This is a genomic window from Streptomyces sp. NPDC031225 (assembly GCF_055570355.1).
The window spans coordinates 54,670-70,676 of the sequence record NZ_JBVIHJ010000035.1; the positions used below are offsets into that span (position 1 = coordinate 54,670).

At 72.5% G+C, this 16,007-nt stretch carries 14 protein-coding genes; 6 read left to right on the forward strand and 8 right to left on the reverse strand.

The features are described 5' to 3' along the window. The first annotated feature begins 69 nt into the window (after nucleotides 1-69). A complete protein-coding gene (locus tag ACZ48Z_RS40695) occupies nucleotides 70-843 on the forward strand; it encodes a hypothetical protein (protein ID WP_468740963.1) in 774 nt (257 codons plus the stop codon). A 571-nt stretch (nucleotides 844-1,414) separates the two neighbouring features. On the opposite strand, the gene ACZ48Z_RS40700 is transcribed toward ACZ48Z_RS40695, so the two are convergent. Next, the gene (locus ACZ48Z_RS40700) at nucleotides 1,415-2,203 is read right to left on the reverse strand and encodes a GntR family transcriptional regulator (protein ID WP_468740964.1); all 789 of its coding nucleotides are present in this window, start codon (nucleotides 2,201-2,203) and stop codon (nucleotides 1,415-1,417) included. 143 nt (nucleotides 2,204-2,346) lie between these two features. On the opposite strand from ACZ48Z_RS40700, the gene ACZ48Z_RS40705 reads away from it, so the two are divergent. Both ACZ48Z_RS40705 and ACZ48Z_RS40710 read left to right on the forward strand, forming a co-directional pair. Beyond that, entirely contained in the window at nucleotides 2,347-3,213 is an 867-nt protein-coding gene (locus ACZ48Z_RS40705; RefSeq protein ID WP_468740965.1) for a (2Fe-2S)-binding protein, read from the forward strand. 315 nt (nucleotides 3,214-3,528) lie between these two features. Then, on the forward strand, nucleotides 3,529-4,563 hold the full coding sequence (locus ACZ48Z_RS40710) for a DUF2637 domain-containing protein (protein WP_468740966.1): 1,035 nt from the start codon (nucleotides 3,529-3,531) through the stop codon (nucleotides 4,561-4,563). Nucleotides 4,564-4,629: 66 nt separating this feature from the next. Here ACZ48Z_RS40710 and ACZ48Z_RS40715 read toward each other — a convergent pair whose 3' ends face one another. From ACZ48Z_RS40715 to ACZ48Z_RS40725, 3 genes are all read right to left on the reverse strand, one after another. Next, the gene (locus ACZ48Z_RS40715) at nucleotides 4,630-5,112 is read right to left on the reverse strand and encodes an ATP-binding protein (RefSeq protein WP_468740967.1); all 483 of its coding nucleotides are present in this window, start codon (nucleotides 5,110-5,112) and stop codon (nucleotides 4,630-4,632) included. Nucleotides 5,113-5,886: 774 nt separating this feature from the next. Next, on the reverse strand, nucleotides 5,887-6,366 hold the full coding sequence (locus tag ACZ48Z_RS40720) for a hypothetical protein (RefSeq protein ID WP_468740968.1): 480 nt from the start codon (nucleotides 6,364-6,366) through the stop codon (nucleotides 5,887-5,889). A gap of 135 nt (nucleotides 6,367-6,501) precedes the next feature. Further along, on the reverse strand, nucleotides 6,502-7,113 hold the full coding sequence (locus ACZ48Z_RS40725; protein WP_468740969.1) for a hypothetical protein: 612 nt from the start codon (nucleotides 7,111-7,113) through the stop codon (nucleotides 6,502-6,504). Nucleotides 7,114-7,325: 212 nt separating this feature from the next. On the opposite strand from ACZ48Z_RS40725, the gene ACZ48Z_RS40730 reads away from it, so the two are divergent. Next, the gene (locus ACZ48Z_RS40730; RefSeq protein WP_468740970.1) at nucleotides 7,326-8,792 is read left to right on the forward strand and encodes a helix-turn-helix domain-containing protein; all 1,467 of its coding nucleotides are present in this window, start codon (nucleotides 7,326-7,328) and stop codon (nucleotides 8,790-8,792) included. Between the two features lie 82 nt (nucleotides 8,793-8,874). On the opposite strand, the gene ACZ48Z_RS40735 is transcribed toward ACZ48Z_RS40730, so the two are convergent. Both ACZ48Z_RS40735 and ACZ48Z_RS40740 read right to left on the reverse strand, forming a co-directional pair. Beyond that, nucleotides 8,875-10,617: a pyruvate dehydrogenase gene (locus ACZ48Z_RS40735; protein ID WP_468740971.1), complete on the reverse strand. Its 1,743-nt coding sequence runs from the start codon at nucleotides 10,615-10,617 to the stop codon at nucleotides 8,875-8,877. Between the two features lie 54 nt (nucleotides 10,618-10,671). Further along, nucleotides 10,672-12,597, reverse strand: coding sequence for a protein phosphatase 2C domain-containing protein (locus tag ACZ48Z_RS40740; RefSeq protein WP_468740972.1), 1,926 nt, complete (start codon nucleotides 12,595-12,597; stop codon nucleotides 10,672-10,674). Between the two features lie 398 nt (nucleotides 12,598-12,995). Here ACZ48Z_RS40740 and ACZ48Z_RS40745 point away from each other — a divergent pair, with 398 nt between their 5' ends. Next, the gene (locus ACZ48Z_RS40745) at nucleotides 12,996-13,478 is read left to right on the forward strand and encodes a DUF456 domain-containing protein (protein WP_468740973.1); all 483 of its coding nucleotides are present in this window, start codon (nucleotides 12,996-12,998) and stop codon (nucleotides 13,476-13,478) included. A 77-nt stretch (nucleotides 13,479-13,555) separates the two neighbouring features. After that, on the forward strand, nucleotides 13,556-13,927 hold the full coding sequence (locus ACZ48Z_RS40750; protein ID WP_468740974.1) for a PPOX class F420-dependent oxidoreductase: 372 nt from the start codon (nucleotides 13,556-13,558) through the stop codon (nucleotides 13,925-13,927). Between the two features lie 15 nt (nucleotides 13,928-13,942). Here the strand turns inward: ACZ48Z_RS40750 and ACZ48Z_RS40755 are convergent, their stop codons facing one another. Together ACZ48Z_RS40755 and ACZ48Z_RS40760 are read right to left on the reverse strand one after the other, a co-directional pair. After that, nucleotides 13,943-14,434: a methylated-DNA--[protein]-cysteine S-methyltransferase gene (locus ACZ48Z_RS40755; RefSeq protein ID WP_468740975.1), complete on the reverse strand. Its 492-nt coding sequence runs from the start codon at nucleotides 14,432-14,434 to the stop codon at nucleotides 13,943-13,945. Continuing rightward, nucleotides 14,431-15,816: a DNA-3-methyladenine glycosylase 2 family protein gene (locus ACZ48Z_RS40760; RefSeq protein WP_468740976.1), complete on the reverse strand. Its 1,386-nt coding sequence runs from the start codon at nucleotides 15,814-15,816 to the stop codon at nucleotides 14,431-14,433. Before ACZ48Z_RS40760 ends, ACZ48Z_RS40755 begins: the two co-directional genes overlap by 4 nt. Nucleotides 15,817-16,007: the final 191 nt, after the last annotated feature.

Sequence of the window (16,007 nt, forward strand, 5' to 3'; positions counted from 1 at the left end):
CGGGCCCCGCGTTTCGTGCTGAGATGCCGCCACCACTCAAAGCTCGATGGCGCGCTCGGGGAGGGCAATGTGGCGGATACCGCCATGTCTGGTAACGGAACGACCGCCGGCGACGATCCACTCCAGACCGCGGTATGGCGGCTGCGTTCCCGGGCCTGCTGGGCCGACGCGGCCGCCCTGCTCCAGCCGGTCACCGCGGCGGCGGCCCTGCAGCGGACCGCGTTGCTGGTGGAGCGCTGTCTGTACACCGAGCAGGGCTGGCCGGAGGCGGAGGACGCGCTGCGCACCGCCGAGGCCCTCGCCCACAGCGACGACGAACGGGGGGCCGCCGCTTGTGAACGGGGGCACCTTGCGTACGCGGCGACACTCCACGGCGTCCGTGACCGCGCCGACGAGGCGAGAGCGGCACTGGGCCGGGCGGCGGCGCTGATCCCCCCGGGGGCCGAGGACAGGGCGCTGCTGGACTTCCGCCGGGGTCTGCTGGCCGAGAACCTGGCCCACTCGCCCCAGTCGGCCCGCGCGGCCTACCGCCGCGCCCACGCGGGCGCCACGGCCCACTCCGACCCCCTGCTGCTCTCCTTCACCTGGCGCCATCTCGCCGGACTGGCCCTGCGGGACGGGGAGTTGGCGGAGGCGCGACACGGATTCGCCGAATCACTGCGGATCCGGGAGGAGTTGGGATACCTGGTGGGAACGGCACCGGCGCTCGCCTCCCTGGCGGACGCCGAGGTGGAGCCGGAGGCGTCCCGGCTGCGCGAGGAGGCGAGGCGGTTGCACCGGCTGCTCGGCGGTGTACCCACCTGGCTGGCACGCCAGCTGGCCCCGCCGGCGGCCAGCGCGTGAACTGACGGTCCCCCAGGTCCTGCCGTCACTTTTCGCGCCGCCCGCCCGGAGGTGGTCCCTCGCGCCGGCGGCAGGTGTGCGCTCTCGACGTGCCGGGCGCGGCCCGCGTACTGGTCCTCCATGTGCGCCTTCTGCGCTCCGCACGGCGAGAAGGGCGCACACGGCACCGCGAGGCAGGCGGCAGTCAGGACGGTTGCTCCTGGTCGGAGGGCACTGGGGGCGTTCCAGGCATCGGCCATCGAGAACACCCCGCGATCACCCGCGCGGAGATCCGGCTTTCCCCAGGTGTGCGTGCGGGCGGCCTCCGGATCGGTGGGGCCGATCACGCGGCCCCCGCCCCGGCCGGGCCCGAGCCGACTCGCCGCACAAGCCCGCCGCGGGGTTGCCGGGCATGGTGACGCCGCGAAGATCCGCCGGAAGGGCCCCAGCTGTGTGCGGGTGACCGCCAGGGCGGTGGAGCCGACCACGCGGCCCTCACCCCGGCAGAGCGTTGGCCTGGCCGTCCCACACCTGCGAGGCCCGCAGCACGGCCGAACCCGCACCGACCCGCCGCACAAGCCCGCCGCAGGCATCACGCGCTGGTGAAGTGGCCTCCCACCAGGCCCCGCACCACGTCCAGGTCCCGTGCGATCAACGCGTCCAGCAGCGCGGTGTGTTGCGCCGCGTCCGCGATCAGGTCCGCCCGGCCCCGTGACACGGGACTGCCGACCAGCGGCCACTGCGACCGCCGGTGCAGGTCCGCCGCGAGCCGGACCAGCTGTTCGTTGCCCGACGGCAGCAGCAGCGCCCGGTGGAACGCCCGGTCGGACTCGGCGTACGTCGCGGGGCATCCGGAGGACGCCGCCCGCACCGTGGCCTCCGCCAACGGCCGCAGTTCCGCCCAGCGTTCGACGGACACGCTCCGCGCCAGCCGCAACATCACCGGCACTTCGATCAGTGCCCGTATCTCCGCCAGCTCGGCCAGTTCACGGGCTCCCCGCTCGACCACCCGGAAGCCGCGGTTGGGGACGACCTCCACGGCCCCCTCCAACGCGAGCTGCTGCATGGCCTCCCGCACCGGAGTCGCCGAGACCCCGAAGCGCTCCCCCAGCGCGGGCGCCGAGTACACCTCGCCGGGCCGCAACTCCCCCGCCACCAGCGCCGTACGCAGGGCGTCGAGGATCTGTCCCCGCACGGAGGCCCGCTGCACGACGGGCCGCGGAATCGGCACCTCGCTGTGCGTGTGCTCGCCCCGGACACCGGATCCCGCCTCGGCCCGGGCCCGGGCCACATCGGAGGCCCGCGGCTGCGGCGGCACCCGAGCCGCTCCCACAGCCTGATCCATGGGTCCTCCTCCGGACGTGTCGGTACTTGGGGTCATTACTGCGGGTTGTTACTCACCCGTCAAGCACCTTAGGCGCAGAAGGCCTCAGTTCAAATCCCCATGAGTTCCGGTAAGGTAAGCCTTACCTCTGAAGGGTGCGCCGCGCGCCCGCGACGACGACTGCGAATCGGTGGCCCCGCATGCCCGTACCGCTGCTCGCCCCCCGTTCGGCCGTCACAGCCGCGTACGCGCGCGTGACCGAGGCCCTGCCGGTACTGACGGTCACCGAGGTACCGGCGGACACCCCCCTGCCGAGTACCGACGGCTGGGTCACCGCTGCAGCTCTCGCGGAGGGCGACGAGGCCCTGGACACCTTCCTCGCCTGGGACGACGAGCAGATCCTCCGGGACAACGGCAAGCAGGCCCGCCCGGACGTGACCGCAGGCTTCGGCCTGCACCGCTACGCCTGGCCGGCCTGCCTCCTCTTCACGGCACCGTGGTTCCTGCACCGCAGGGTCCCCCGGTATCCCGTGACGCACGTCTCGTACGACCGCACCCGGGGACCGATGACCCTCGCGGTCCACCCGGGCCCGTTCGCCTGCCTCCCGGACGACCCGGCGGCCGCCCTTCCCGGCGCCTACACGGTCCGTGACGAGGAGGCCCTGCGCGCCGAACTGAGGGAGGCGACCGCCGCACACATGGAGCCGCTCCTCGCGGCGTTCGGCCCGCGGATGCGCCGCCGCGGCAGGGCACTGTGGGGCATGGTGACCGACGAGATGGTCGAGGGCATCTGGTACGTCGCCGGACTTTTCGGTGAGCACGAGAAGCGCCGGGCCGAGCACGCCCTGGACCTCCTCCTGCCCGCGACGCCCGGGACGGCCAAGCCGTACGTGGGCTCGCCCGGCTTCCGCGCACTGGGCGGCCCGGACGGCACACCCCTGTCCACCCGGGACCGGGTGAGCTGCTGCATGTACTACACACTGGACCCGGACGACACCTGCGCCACGTGCCCGCGCACCTGCGACACGGCCCGGATCGCCAAGCTCACGGCGGCCGCGGCAAGTTGAGGCCCCATCAGCGGGACCCCCGCGCGGGCACCATTTCCCCGTCCCGTAAGATCAACGCCGACTGAGACGCCCGTTCGGTTACAGGCAATTCACAACTTCCTCACTTGCCGCAGGAACTTTCCGTTGAACCACCCGTACGGGTAGTCTTATTCGAACTCAACTCCCGCCCCTCAAGCGGCAGTTCGAGCAATACGCTGCCCTGGGCAACTCCCTTGCACTTCCTTGGCGGCCTCTTGCCCCGAAACCCCCTGAGGGCTGGTGGGAGTGGGCCACTATGGCGGGCGTTACGCCCTATCCCAATGCAAGGGACCCCAGATGAGACTGACCGACATATCGCTTAACTGGTTGCTTCCGGGCGCCGTACTGCTCCTGGGCATGCTGGCGGCGGTGGCGGTGCTCGCGCGGAGCAAGCGGTCCGGCGGGGAGCACGCGAAAGACGACTCGTGGGAGCGGACCGAGGAGCGCCGCAGGCGCAAGGAAGCCATATACGGCACCGCCTCCTATGTCCTCCTCTTCTGCTGTGCGGCGGTTGCCGCCGCACTCTCCTTCCACGGCCTGGTCGGCTTCGGCCAGCAGAACCTCGGCCTCACCAACGGCTGGGAATACCTGGTGCCGTTCGGCCTGGACGGAGCGGCGATGTTCTGCTCCGTGCTCGCGGTGCGCGAGGCCAGCCACGGTGACGCGGCGCTCGGCTCCCGGATACTGGTGTGGACGTTCGCGGGCGCGGCTGCCTGGTTCAACTGGGTGCACGCGCCCAGGGGTTTCGGCCACGACGGCGCGCCGCAGTTCTTCTCCGGCATGTCCCTGTCCGCGGCCGTACTGTTCGACCGCGCACTGAAGCAGACCCGCCGGGCCGCGCTGCGCGAGCAGGGTCTGGTGCCGCGGCCGCTGCCGCAGATCCGCGTGGTGCGTTGGCTGAGGGCGCCGCGCGAGACGTACAAGGCCTGGTCGCTGATGCTCCTGGAGAACGTCCGCAGCCTCGACGAGGCGGTCGACGAGGTCCGCGAGGACAAGCGGCAGAAGGAGACGACGCGTCTGCGGCGTCGCGAGCAGGAGCGGGTCGAGCGGGCGCAGCTCAAGGCCATCAGCCGGGGCCACCGCGGTTTCGTCGGCCGGGGCGGCGGGCGCCAGTTGGAGCAGCCGCAGGCAGCGCTGGAGCGGGCCTCCACGGAACCCTCCATACCCACCCCGGAGCCGCTGCCCGTACGTCAGCGTCCCTCTCTGCAGCCCGTTCGGCACGGGGCCGATTCGCACTCGGTCGACCTCACTTCGGAGGACGACACAATGGCACTGCCGCGTCTCGACTCCCTTGAGCGCAAGCTGAAGGATCTCGAGCAGCAGTTCGGCTGAGGCCGAAAGGCCGGAGCACCACGGGAAGGGGGCGTGACCGACGCGGTCACGCCCCCTTCCCGTGGTTCACGCCGCTCCGGCGTCGAGTTCGAACCAGACGGCCTTGCCCACGCCGTGCGACTGGACACCCCAGGCGTCCGCGAGGGACTGCACCAGGACCAGACCCCGGCCGTGCGTGCCGTCGTCGGCGCTGGGTCCGCGCATCCTGGGCAGTCGGGCGACGAAGTCACGTACCTCCACCCGCAGCGCCCGGGGCCCCACGGTGGCGGTGACGACCGCCTCGTGGTCGGTGTGCACGAGTGCGTTGGTGACGAGTTCGCTGGTGAGCAGTTCCGCTATCTCCGATCGCCCCGGCCTTCCCCACTGCCGTAACAGCTCGCGCAGGGCCCTGCGTGTCTCCGGTACGGCCCCCAGGTCCGCCCGCTCCAGTCTGCGCCGGAGCTGTGGCGACCTCGCCCGCTCCGCGACGCTGTCGGCCTTCTCCTCCACTGTCTCCGCCGAGAAGGCCCCTACTGCCGTGGGACCGCCTCCTCGTGCCTGCCTCTTCATGACCCCCGCCCGCGTGCCGATGTGGGTTCCCCTCCTGCTCGAACACGTTCACGGGGATCCATGCCCCGTAGTTCATGCGGCAGTCATGTCGAATCGTCAACGACCAGGTGTTCGGCCATGTCGGCGGCCGAGGCCGGGGCCGCCCACGGCGAGGCGGACCAGCCCCGCACCGCGCCTTGCGAACCGCCGTTCCGGGCGGCCCGGTTCCGGCGGAACGGCACCCGGCGACAGGCCCTGCGGGCCGCCCGGGACACGGTGCTCGTGCCGCGGGGCCCGTCCATGTGGCATGTGCCCGGCGAACCGGTGCCGGCGGCCCGCCCGCCGCCCACCGCTCGCGAGCCCGTCACAGGCCGGGGCCGTGCGGGAGAACCCCTGGTCGGCGGGGTGGTTCACAGGGGTGGGACGCCTGCCGGGGCGGAAGGCGCATGTGCCGTGGTCAGCCCCCGTTGCACGGGCGCCGGGTTCCCGGGGCCGGGTCGCGGGGTCTGCCGTACGACGTCTCGGGTGACCCCGCGACGGCGCTCACCCCCGCCACGGCCGGGCGGGGGTGAGCCGGTTCTGCGTGCCCGGAGGCGGTAACCGGACCCGCGCTGCCGCGGGGCTCCGTACCCACGCGGGTCCCGGACACCCTGACCGGCGGGCATGGGCCGTACTGCCGACTCCACGCTGCTGATCCGGCCGTACCGGACGAAGAGGTGCGGCAGTTGGTGCCGAGCCGCGGGACGCCCTCGGATCCGGCGCCCCGCGGCTCGGCAAACTGGCCGGAATACGCCGTCACTTACCCGCGACGGCCTTGGTGTTGATGCCCTTGGTGCCGATGTGAACGATCTTGTGGCTGGCGCGGGTCATGTCGACGACGACGGTGCTGGTCTGGCCGGCGCTCCAGGTGAGCGTGACGACCGCCTCGGTGTACTTGGCGGTGCCGTTGTCGGTCACCTTCCAGGCGAGGGGGACGTTCTGGGCACGCAGGACGCCGTCGGCGTGCTCCTTGGCCTCCCAGGAGTCGAGTTCCTTCTGGAAACCGGGCGTGAGGTACTGCGCGCGGAGCGCGTCCCGGAGTTCGCCGCTGCCCTCGTCGGTCACCGCGTCGATGTAGGTGCCGTAGAAGTCGGCGATGCGCGTGATGTTGTCGGACGGCTTTCCGCTGACGCTGCGCGGTGCGCCGGCGGAGGCCTGGGCGGTGACGCCGAGGCCGAGGGCCAGGGCGACGCCGGCGGCCAGGGCGGTGCGGCGGATCGCCTTGGTGGTGTTCATGGTGTTCCCCGTTTTCTTTCCGGTCGTCCCGGATGCAGTTCTTCTCGGATGGCGCGGATGGTCGTGACGCCTCGGACGGTGAGGTGTCCGTGCGGGGCCGCCCGCCCGACCCCCGTGCGGGAGGGCGGCCCCGGTTCAGTGGAGCTTGTTCACCGCGGTGACGGTCGTGTGCTTGAAGGCCTTCACCGGGGCGCCGGTGAAGTCGCCCAGCTGCGACCACTCCACGACGGTGACGGTCCGGTCGTCCCGGCCGACGGAGAGCAGGCGGATGTCGTTGGCGCCGTACGAGGTCTCCGTGTGCAGACCGTGCACGCGGGCGCCCTCCTCGACCGCCACCTTGCCGTAGTCCTTGTACGTGGCCTCGATCTCCGGGTCGGACTGTTCCAGGCGGTCCCCGCAGGTGCGGATCTCCTTGTTCAGCAGGGCGGCGAGGGCCGCGGCCTTGGCCTTGGTGCCGACCTCGATCGTCAGCTGCCGGGCGCTGGTGTCCAGGTCGGTACGGAAGTCGCGGTACCGGGAGTCGTAGCCCGGCAGGGCGTCCCGCAGGCAGAGCAGCAGCTCGTCCGGGACCCCGTCCGTCACCTTGCCCGCCGTCCAGGCGGACGAGGGGTGCGGGGGGAGGTCGGCGGCGGCGAGGAAACGGGGGGCGGCCGGGGCGGCACCCGCCTGTACGGCCAGGGTGACGCCGAGCACGACGCTGGTGAGAGAGAGTACGGTGAGCGTGCCTGCTCGGGTGTGCTTGGGCATGGGTGTCCCCCGTGAGATGTGTGCATGAGTCTGGGATGCCGCGACGGCGCCGGATGGTCGGTCCGGGCCGGTCGGTGTGACACCAAGAGCATCGGCGGTCGCACAGGACGGACGCAACACGGGACACGGGATCCATCGCCATGGAACCATCCCAGGCCGTCTGACGTGCAGGTATAGGGAGTGCCTGGGATACGGGATCAGGGGGGAAATCGTTGTCGGCACCGGAATCACAGGACGAGGTCCAGGAGTTCGCGGCACTGCTGCGGCGGCTGAAGGAGCGCACGGACCGCAGTTACGGTTCGTTGGCGCGGCGGCTGAACATGAACACCTCGACCCTGCACCGGTACTGCGCGGGCGACGCGGTGCCGCTCGACTTCGCGCCGGTGGAGCGGTTCGCCGCGCTGTGCGGGGGGTCGGCCGAGGAACGGATGGAGCTGCACCGGCTGTGGCTCGCGGCGGTGGCGGCGAGACAGCGGCCACGGACCGTGGAGCCGACGGGGTCGTCGGAGGCGTCTGAGGCGTCTGAGGCGTCTGAGGCGTCTGAGGCGTCTGAGGCGACGGACTCGTCGGAGACTCTTGTCGTGCCGAGCGCGGCAGGCGGCGATCCGCGCCCGGAGGCAGCCGGCGGCCCGGGCTCGGAGAGCGAGGACGCGAACGCGAACGCGAACGACGGGCAGGATGAGAGTGACGGTGAGCCGGACCCCGTGCACGTGACGGTGTCCGCTCCGCCGCCCCGCCCCTGGTACCGCCGCCGGCGTTTCCTCGTCACCGCGGCGGCCGTCGTGGTCGCCCTCGCCACCCTGGGCAGTCTGTCGGCGCTGCCGTCCGGCCGTCCCGCCTCGGGCAGCGTGGCACAGGCGCCTGACCCGTCGTCCCGGACGACCGCGTCGGGCGTCGTCGGGCGTTCCGGGTCGCCGTCACCCAGTCCCTCCACCACGTCCGCCTCCCCCTCGGCCAGGGCCACCGGAACGCGGCCCTCCGCCTCGGCGTCCCACGGTCACGGCACCACGGAGGAGAGCGCGGGGGCCGGACAGCAGGGAACCTCCGTCGGCACTCCCCTGACCTGGAGCGCGAACTCCCAGATCTGGGAAGGCAGCTGCGGTCACGACTACGTCATCGACAAGCCGCCCTCCCAGGTTCCCCCGCCCCCGCTCGTGCAGGACGCCGCGATCTGGGCGGCGACGCAGGGCGCGGTGCACGGGTGGGAGACGAAGGTGCAGATCTCCGTACAAGGACGGTCGTCCACGGCCGTCGTCCTGGAGGCGCTCCGCGTCCGGATCAGCGGCCGCAGCTCCCCGGCACCCGGTACCGCGTACGCCATGGACCAGGGCTGCGGCGGCGGGATCACACCCCGCGGGTTCGCCGTGAACCTGGACATCGACCGTCCCGTCGCCCACGCGGTCGCCGGCAACGACACCGGACAGACCGTCCCCGCGGTGGAGTTCCCCTACCGGGTCTCCGCCACGGACCCGGAGGTGCTGCTGGTCTCCGCGACGACGCAGACGTACGACTGCAGCTGGTACCTCGAACTCGACTGGTCCTCCCAGGGCCGCACCGGCACGGTCCGCATCGACGACCACGGCCGCCCGTTCCGCACGACCAGCATCAAGGGCCTGACCCGCCTCTGGTACGGCACGAACGACGCCGGTGAGCGGGCGTGGGTGCCGACGGGCGAATAGGTCCGCCCCCCGTTCGGACCGGGTCGGCCGCGAGGTGGGGCACTTCGCGGCCGACCCGGTCGAGGCCGTCATGGCCCGGGCCCTAGGGCCGGGGCACGTTGCGCAGGTTGGAGCGGGCCAGCTGGAGCATGCGCCCGACTCCGCCGTCGAGGACGATCTTGGAGGCGGACAGGGCGAAGCCGGTGACCATCTCCTTGCTGATCTTCGGCGGGATGGAGAGGGCGTTGGGGTCGGTGACGACGTCGACGAGGGCCGGGCCCTTGTGCTTCAACGCCGACTTCAGCGCACCGGCGAGGTCCTTGGGCTTCTCGACCCGCACGCCGTGGGCACCGCAGGCACGGGCCACGGCGGCGAAGTCGGGGTTCTTGTTCGTGGTGCCGTGGGACGGGAGTCCGGCGACCAGCATCTCCAACTCGACCATGCCGAGCGAGGAGTTGTTGAAGAGGACGACCTTCACCGGGAGGTCGTACTGCACAAGGGTCAGGAAGTCGCCCATCAGCATGGAGAATCCGCCGTCGCCGGACATCGACACGACCTGCCGGTTCCGGTCGGTGAACTGCGCTCCGATCGCCATCGGCAGCGCGTTCGCCATCGACCCGTGGGAGAAGGAACCGATCACCCGGCGGCGGCCGTTGGGCGTGATGTACCGGGCGGCCCAGACGTTGCACATACCGGTGTCGACAGTGAACACCGCGTCGTCGTCGGCGAGTTCGTCGAGCACTGAGGCCACGTACTCGGGATGGATCGGGACGTGCTTGTCGACCTTGCGGGTGTACGCCGTGACGACCCCTTCGAGCGCGTCGGCGTGCTTCTTGAGCATCTTGTCGAGGAACCGCCGGTTCGCCTTGGGCTGCACCCGGGGTGTCAGACAGCGCAGGGTCTCCTTCACATCGCCCCAGACGGCGAGGTCCAACTTGGAACGACGGCCCAGGTGTTCGGGCCGTACGTCGACCTGGGCGATCTTGACGTCATCGGGAAGGAAGGCGTTGTACGGGAAGTCGGTGCCGAGCAGGATCAGCAGATCGCACTCGTGGGTGGCCTCGTAGGCGGCGCCGTAGCCGAGCAGTCCGCTCATGCCGACGTCGTACGGGTTGTCGTACTGGATCCACTCCTTGCCCCTGAGGGCGTGCCCCACCGGGGACTTGACCTTCTCCGCGAACTCCATGACCTCGGCGTGCGCGCCCGCCGTGCCGCTGCCGCAGAAGAGGGTGATCCTCTCGGCCTCGTCGATCATCGCGACCAGCTTGTCGATCTCCGCGTCGCCGGGGCGGACGCTGGGCCTTGAGGTGACGAGGGCGGTCTCGGCGGCCTTGTCGGGGGCGGGCTGGTCGGCGATGTCGCCGGGGAGGGTGACGACGCTGACGCCGGAGCGGCCGACGGCGTTCTGGATGGCGGTCTGCAGCAGCCTCGGCATCTGCTGGGGGCTGGAGATCATCTCGCTGTAGTGACTGCACTCCTGGAAGAGGCGGTCGGGGTGGGTCTCCTGGAAGAAGCCGAGACCGATCTCGCTGGAGGGGATGTGCGAGGCGAGGGCCAGGACGGGGGCCATGGAGCGGTGGGCGTCGTAGAGGCCGTTGATGAGGTGCAGGTTGCCGGGCCCGCAGGAGCCGGCGCAGGCCGCCAGCTTGCCGGTGACCTGCGCCTCGGCGCCCGCGGCGAAGGCGGCGGTCTCCTCGTGCCGGACGTGCACCCAGTCGATGGCGGAGTTGCGGCGGACGGCGTCCACGACGGGGTTGAGGCTGTCGCCGACGACGCCGTAGAGGCGCTCCACTCCGGCCTTGACGAGGATGTCCACGAACTGCTCGGCGACGTTCTGTTTGGCCATGGATCCATGCACCCCTTCGGTCTCCTTGGGTCCATCAATCCACACTGACCGCGATCACGCCTCCCAAACCGCCGCGGCCGTACGGTCGTCCGCGTATCCCTTGGCCCGGACCTGGCTGTCGGCGAGGAACGCGGCGAGGCCGGGCGCGGTGGGTCCCGACCACCGCGCGGTGAGGTATTCGCACAGTTCGGGCTCGCCGCGCAGGGGTTCGGCGAGGCCGCCGGTGCACATCAGGAGGGTGTCCCCCGGGCGGGCGACGGAGGCGCGGAAGCGGAAGGGTTCTCGGTGCGGCTCCGGGGCGGGTTCGTAGGGGCTCGGGGGTGTGGGGATGCCCAGGTCCATGGTGAGCCGGTCGCCCTCGGGGGTCTCCGGGGGCAGCGAGCCGAAGCCGACGACCGGGTCGCCGGTGACGTCGGTGATCCGGGGTTCGATGTCGTGCCATTCGCCGTCGCGGAGCCGGAACAGGCCGCCGGCGCCGACGCCGAAGAAGACCCGGACACGGCACTCGGGGTCGGCGGGCAGGAGCAGACAGCGCAGGGTCGCGGCGTACTCCTCCGGGTCGATGCCCTGCTCGGCGGCGCTGGCACGGAGTTTGCCTAGGCTGCGGTCGGTGAGCCGGTGCAGGCCGGACTTGAGGTCACCGCGGCGGGCGTCGCCGATGTCCTGGGCGAGCCGTGCGTGACTGCGTCCGACGGCCCGGCCGATCCAGTGGCAGGCCTCGGCGGCGGCGCGGTGGGCGCCCGGGGTGGCGCGAGCGCCGGTGGCCATGGCGACGAGGATCAGCGCCTTGTCCCCGGTACCGAAGCGGGCCGTGAGCAGGGAGTCCCGGCGGGGCTCGCCCCGGAACCGGGCGGAGTCGCCCCGCACGGAGACCGCGCGCAGTGTGCAGGCCCCGTACGAGGCGCCGTCCAGCACGGTGTCGGGGACGAGGTCGTCCAGCTCGTCGGGGTCTGCGGGCGGGAGGGCGGTGGGTTCGGCGTCGTAGGTGGGAGGGCCGGAGCCGACGAAGCCGACGGGGACGGGCGGGAGCGTGGGGAGGTCCACGCGGGTGGCGGTGCGGAGGGTCTCGGGGGCGGGGGGCGGGGCCTGGCGGGGGGCTTCGGCCTCGACGCCTTCGCCGCGCTGCGGGGAGACCGTCGGGGCGGGTCCTGCGCCCTGGCCGGGTGCGGGGGGCTCCCGTGTCGGGTTGGGCTGGGTGGAGCCGGGGCCGGTGCGGGCCGCCGCGTCGGCAGGTTTCCCGGTGGGGGCGGGGGGAGCGGCGGCCCACCAGTCGTCCGCGCTGCGGGGCGCATCCGATGCGCTGCGGGGGCCCGGGGCGTTCTGGGGGGTCAGGTGGTCCTCAGGGCGGGCATCGGCGGACGTGCCGTCGGAGCCGCGGCCCGTCGGGGCGGTCCGGTCGGTGTCCTGTGCCGGCCGTGGTGGGGCGGGCTGTGGTGGGGGCGGGGGTGTGGGGGCCGGCGCGTCGGACGGCATTCGGGAGGACGGAATGTTCGTGACGCGGGACGTCTCCGTGGACGTGCGGCTGCCGGGCGGGGGAACCGGGCGGTCCTCGGGACCGCGCTCGACGAACCCGGGCGGCTTGGGGCCGGGCGGGAACGCCGCTGGATCCTCGGGCGCTTCGGGCCGCGGTTCCCAGGGGACGCGGTGCCGGCCCGAGCTCGCGCGGGGCGGGTCCTCCGGTGCCTCGGGGACACCGGATCGCGGCGCGGGAACACCGGTGCCGGGCGGGCGGTCCGCCTCGTCCGCGGCACTCCGTCCGGGGCCGGGCCGCCCGTCGTCGAAGCCTGTCCCGGCGCTCTCGCCGGAAGCACTCGTCCCGCCCACGGACCCGGACCCGTCCCGCACCGCTCCCGCCGCCGAGGCGTAGCGGTCGTCCAGGGAGTCCGGGGCCGGTGTGGGGCCCGTGTCGTCCGTGGAGTCGTACAGCTGCCCCCACCAGTCGTCCTCGTGACCCGTGGGCTTTCCCCCCTGCTGGCTCATGCCCCCAATTGTCCACCGCGCGGGCCGGATGAAAACGGGGCATCCCGAAATCGGGCTACGACTGTGCCCGTCGAACGGCGTGTCGAGTGAGGGGTCGAACTGGTGTGGCGTAAGGGGTCGCCGGGTGGTTCCACCCCCCACGGGAGAACCACCCGGCGACGCAGGTACGACCCGGACGCCGACCCCGGTCCGGGCCGGGCCTGAGTGTGACCTTCTTCCCTGTCCTCGCGCTGTGATGCCCGACGGTTCACCGGGTGCCGCGCCGGGCTCGTGGTGAGCGTCGCGTGCCCGGTCCGCGCGGCGCCGGGCGGACCGGCCGAGGAAGCCGGCTGCCCGGGAGTGACCCGCGCGGACATCGCTGACCTGCGCTTCCTCCCGTCCTCCTGCACCCTGGACGCATGGGAGTGTGGGACCTCCTGCTCGTCGGCCTGGTCATGCTGTTCGGTCTGGTCGGCGTGCTGGTGCCCGGAGTGCCGGGATCGTGGCTCGTGTGGGCCGCGGTCCTGTGGTGGGCGCTGAAGGATCCGCAGCCGGTCGCGTGGGGCGTGCTGGTGGGGGCGACCGTCGCCCTGTTCCTGTCCCAGGTGGTGCGCTGGGTGCTGCCGCCGCGCCGGCTGCGGGCGAGCGGGGCCACTCCGCGCATGGGGGCGTACGCCGGGGCCGGGGCGTTCCTCGGCTTCTTCCTGATTCCCGTGCTGGGCGCGATCCCGGGGTTCATGGCAGGCATCTACGTCTCGGAACGTCTCCGCTTCGGCCGGCACGGAGAGGCGAAGGCCGCCCTGCGTACGGCGATGCGCTCGGGCGGCTCCAGCGTGCTGGCGGAACTCTTCACCTGTCTGCTGATCATGGGCGCGTGGCTGGGCAGCGTGCTCTGGGGCTGACGTAGGACCACGGACCCGGGAAAACCTGGGCCGACCGCCCGATGTGCGGACGGCGCGAGCGTGTTTGGGTGGCGGGCATGACCGAATTCAGCGAGGCCGAGCGCGCGTATCTGAAGTCGCAGCGGCTGGGGCGGCTGGCCACCGTCGACGAGCACGGGCAGCCGCAGGCGAACCCGGTCGGCTTCTTCCCGCAGGACGACGGCACCATCCTGATCGGCGGCTACGCGATGGGCCGGACCAAGAAGTGGCGCAACCTCCGGAAGAACCCGAAGGTCGCGCTGGTCGTCGACGACATCGCGAGCCTGAAGCCGTGGACGGTGCGCGGCGTCGACATCCGCGGGGAGGCGGAACTCCTCACGGGGCCGCACGAGTTGGGGCCGCATTTCAGTGAGGAGCTGATCCGCATCCATCCGCGGCGGATCCACAGCTGGGGGCTGGAGGAGAACTAGGACGCCCTGCCGGCGTCACGGACCCAGCAGCGCCGCTTCCAGCGTGAGCAGGGCCGTTTTGCGCTCCAGGCCGCCCGCGTATCCGGTGAGGGAGCCGTTCGCGCCGATCACGCGGTGGCACGGGCGGAGGATCAGCAGCGGGTTGGCGCCGATCGCGCCGCCGACGGCCCGGACCGCGACGCGGGTGGCGCCGACGCGGGCGGCGATCTCGCCGTACGTCGTGGTCGCGCCGTACGGAACGTCGTCGAGGGCGTCCCACACACGGGTGCGGAACTCGGTGCCCTCGGGGCGCAACTCCAGCTGGAACTCCTTGAGTTCACCGGCGAAGTAGGCGGCGAGCTGCTCCCGGGCCGCCCGGAAGGGGGCGGGGTCGTGCAGCCAACCCTCCTGGACGGTACGGCCGTTCTTCTGCCCGGGCACGGAGAGCGAGGTCAGTGCGCCGGTCTCGTCGGCGGTGAGCAGGAGCTCGCCGACAGGGCTGTCGAGGTGGGTCCAACGGGTGGTCATGAGTACTCCAACTCCCCTGCTGCAAGCAGGTGTTGCCAGGCGTAGGAGCGCCAGGGGCGCCAGGTGTCCGGAAATCCGTGGCCCGGTGGGGCGACGTCGGGGTCGCCGAGGGCGCGGGCGCGGATGACGGCGACGGTACGGGCGTCCAGGCCGGGCAGGGCGCGCAGCGCGTGCTGGGCGGCGTCGCGGTCGGCGCCGGGTTCGAGTCGTACGGTGCCGTCGGCGAGGGCGGTGGCGAGCGTGCCCAGAGGGGCGCCGGTGCCGGTGAGGGCGGCGGCCTCGGGGAACAGGTGCGTGAGGCTGCCGCAGGGTGCGTCCAGGGTCTTGCCGTAGCGCTGGACGAGCCGTTCGGATTCCGTACGGCCCACCAGTGCCCGGACGGCGAACTCCTCGGGGTCGGCGGCGCCGGGCGAGCGGAGTCCGGGGCGGCCGGTGACCCAGGGGGCGAGCCTCGGGTCCGCGCCGAGTCGTTCGTCGACGGCGTAGGGATCGGCGTCGAGGTCGAACAGGCGTCGCAGCCGTCCGACGGCGGTGGTCAGGTCGCGGGGGTCGGTGAGGCGCAGATGGGCGTCGAGCCAGCCGCCGGGGTGGGCGCCGGAGACGGTCCTGACCGTGCCGGGTCGTTCCTGGACGGCGACGATGCCGGTGCCGTGCGGGAGGCGGAGGGTACGGCGGTAGGTGCGCCGCCCGGGTGTCCCGCTCACCTCCTCGACGCCGGGTACGGCCTCGCTCGCGAGCAGGTCGAAGACGGCGCCGGAGCGGTAGGGGCCGCGGTGGGCCAGTCGTAGCGGAACGCCCGCCGTGGGGGTGGCCGGGCGCCGGGTGGTGCGGGCCGCGGCGCGCAGGTCGCTCGGCGTCGAGGCGTAGATCTCCCGCACCGTGTCGTTGAACTGCCGCACGCTGGCGAAGCCGGACGCGAACGCGATCTCCGTGACGGCCAGGCCGGTGGTCTGGAGCAGGACGCGTGCGGTGTGCGCTCGCTGGGCGCGGGCCAGGGCGACCGGTCCGGCGCCGAGTTCGGTGGTGAGCTGGCGCTGGACCTGGCGTGCGCTGTAGCCGAGGCGGCCGGCGAGCCCGGCGACGCCCTCGCGGTCGACGACACCGTCGCCGATCATGCGCATCGCCCGGCCCACGACGTCCGCCCGTACGTTCCAGTCCGCCGAGCCTGGTACCGCGTCCGGACGGCACCGCCGGCAGGCCCGGAATCCGGAGCCCTGCGCGGCGGCGGCCGTCGCGTAGAAGCGGACGTTGCGGCGCTTCGGGGTCACCGCGGGACAGCTGGGCCGGCAGTAGATCCCGGTCGTCTCGACGGCGAAGAAGAACTCCCCGTCGAACCGGGCGTCCCTGCTGCGTACGGCTTCGTACCTGGTGTCCTCGTCCATCACGCCCTCCAGTCTCCGCCATGCACGGGACTGTCGCTGGCGGAAATCGGACGTGGCGGTGCGTGGGCGGGTGCGGGTCCGTCGTGGCTGGTCGGGGGGGGGGGGGGGGGGGGGGGGGGGGGGGGGGGGGGGGGGGGGGGGGGAAGAAAAAAAAAAAAAAAAAAAAAAAAGAAACCAAACACCCCCACCCC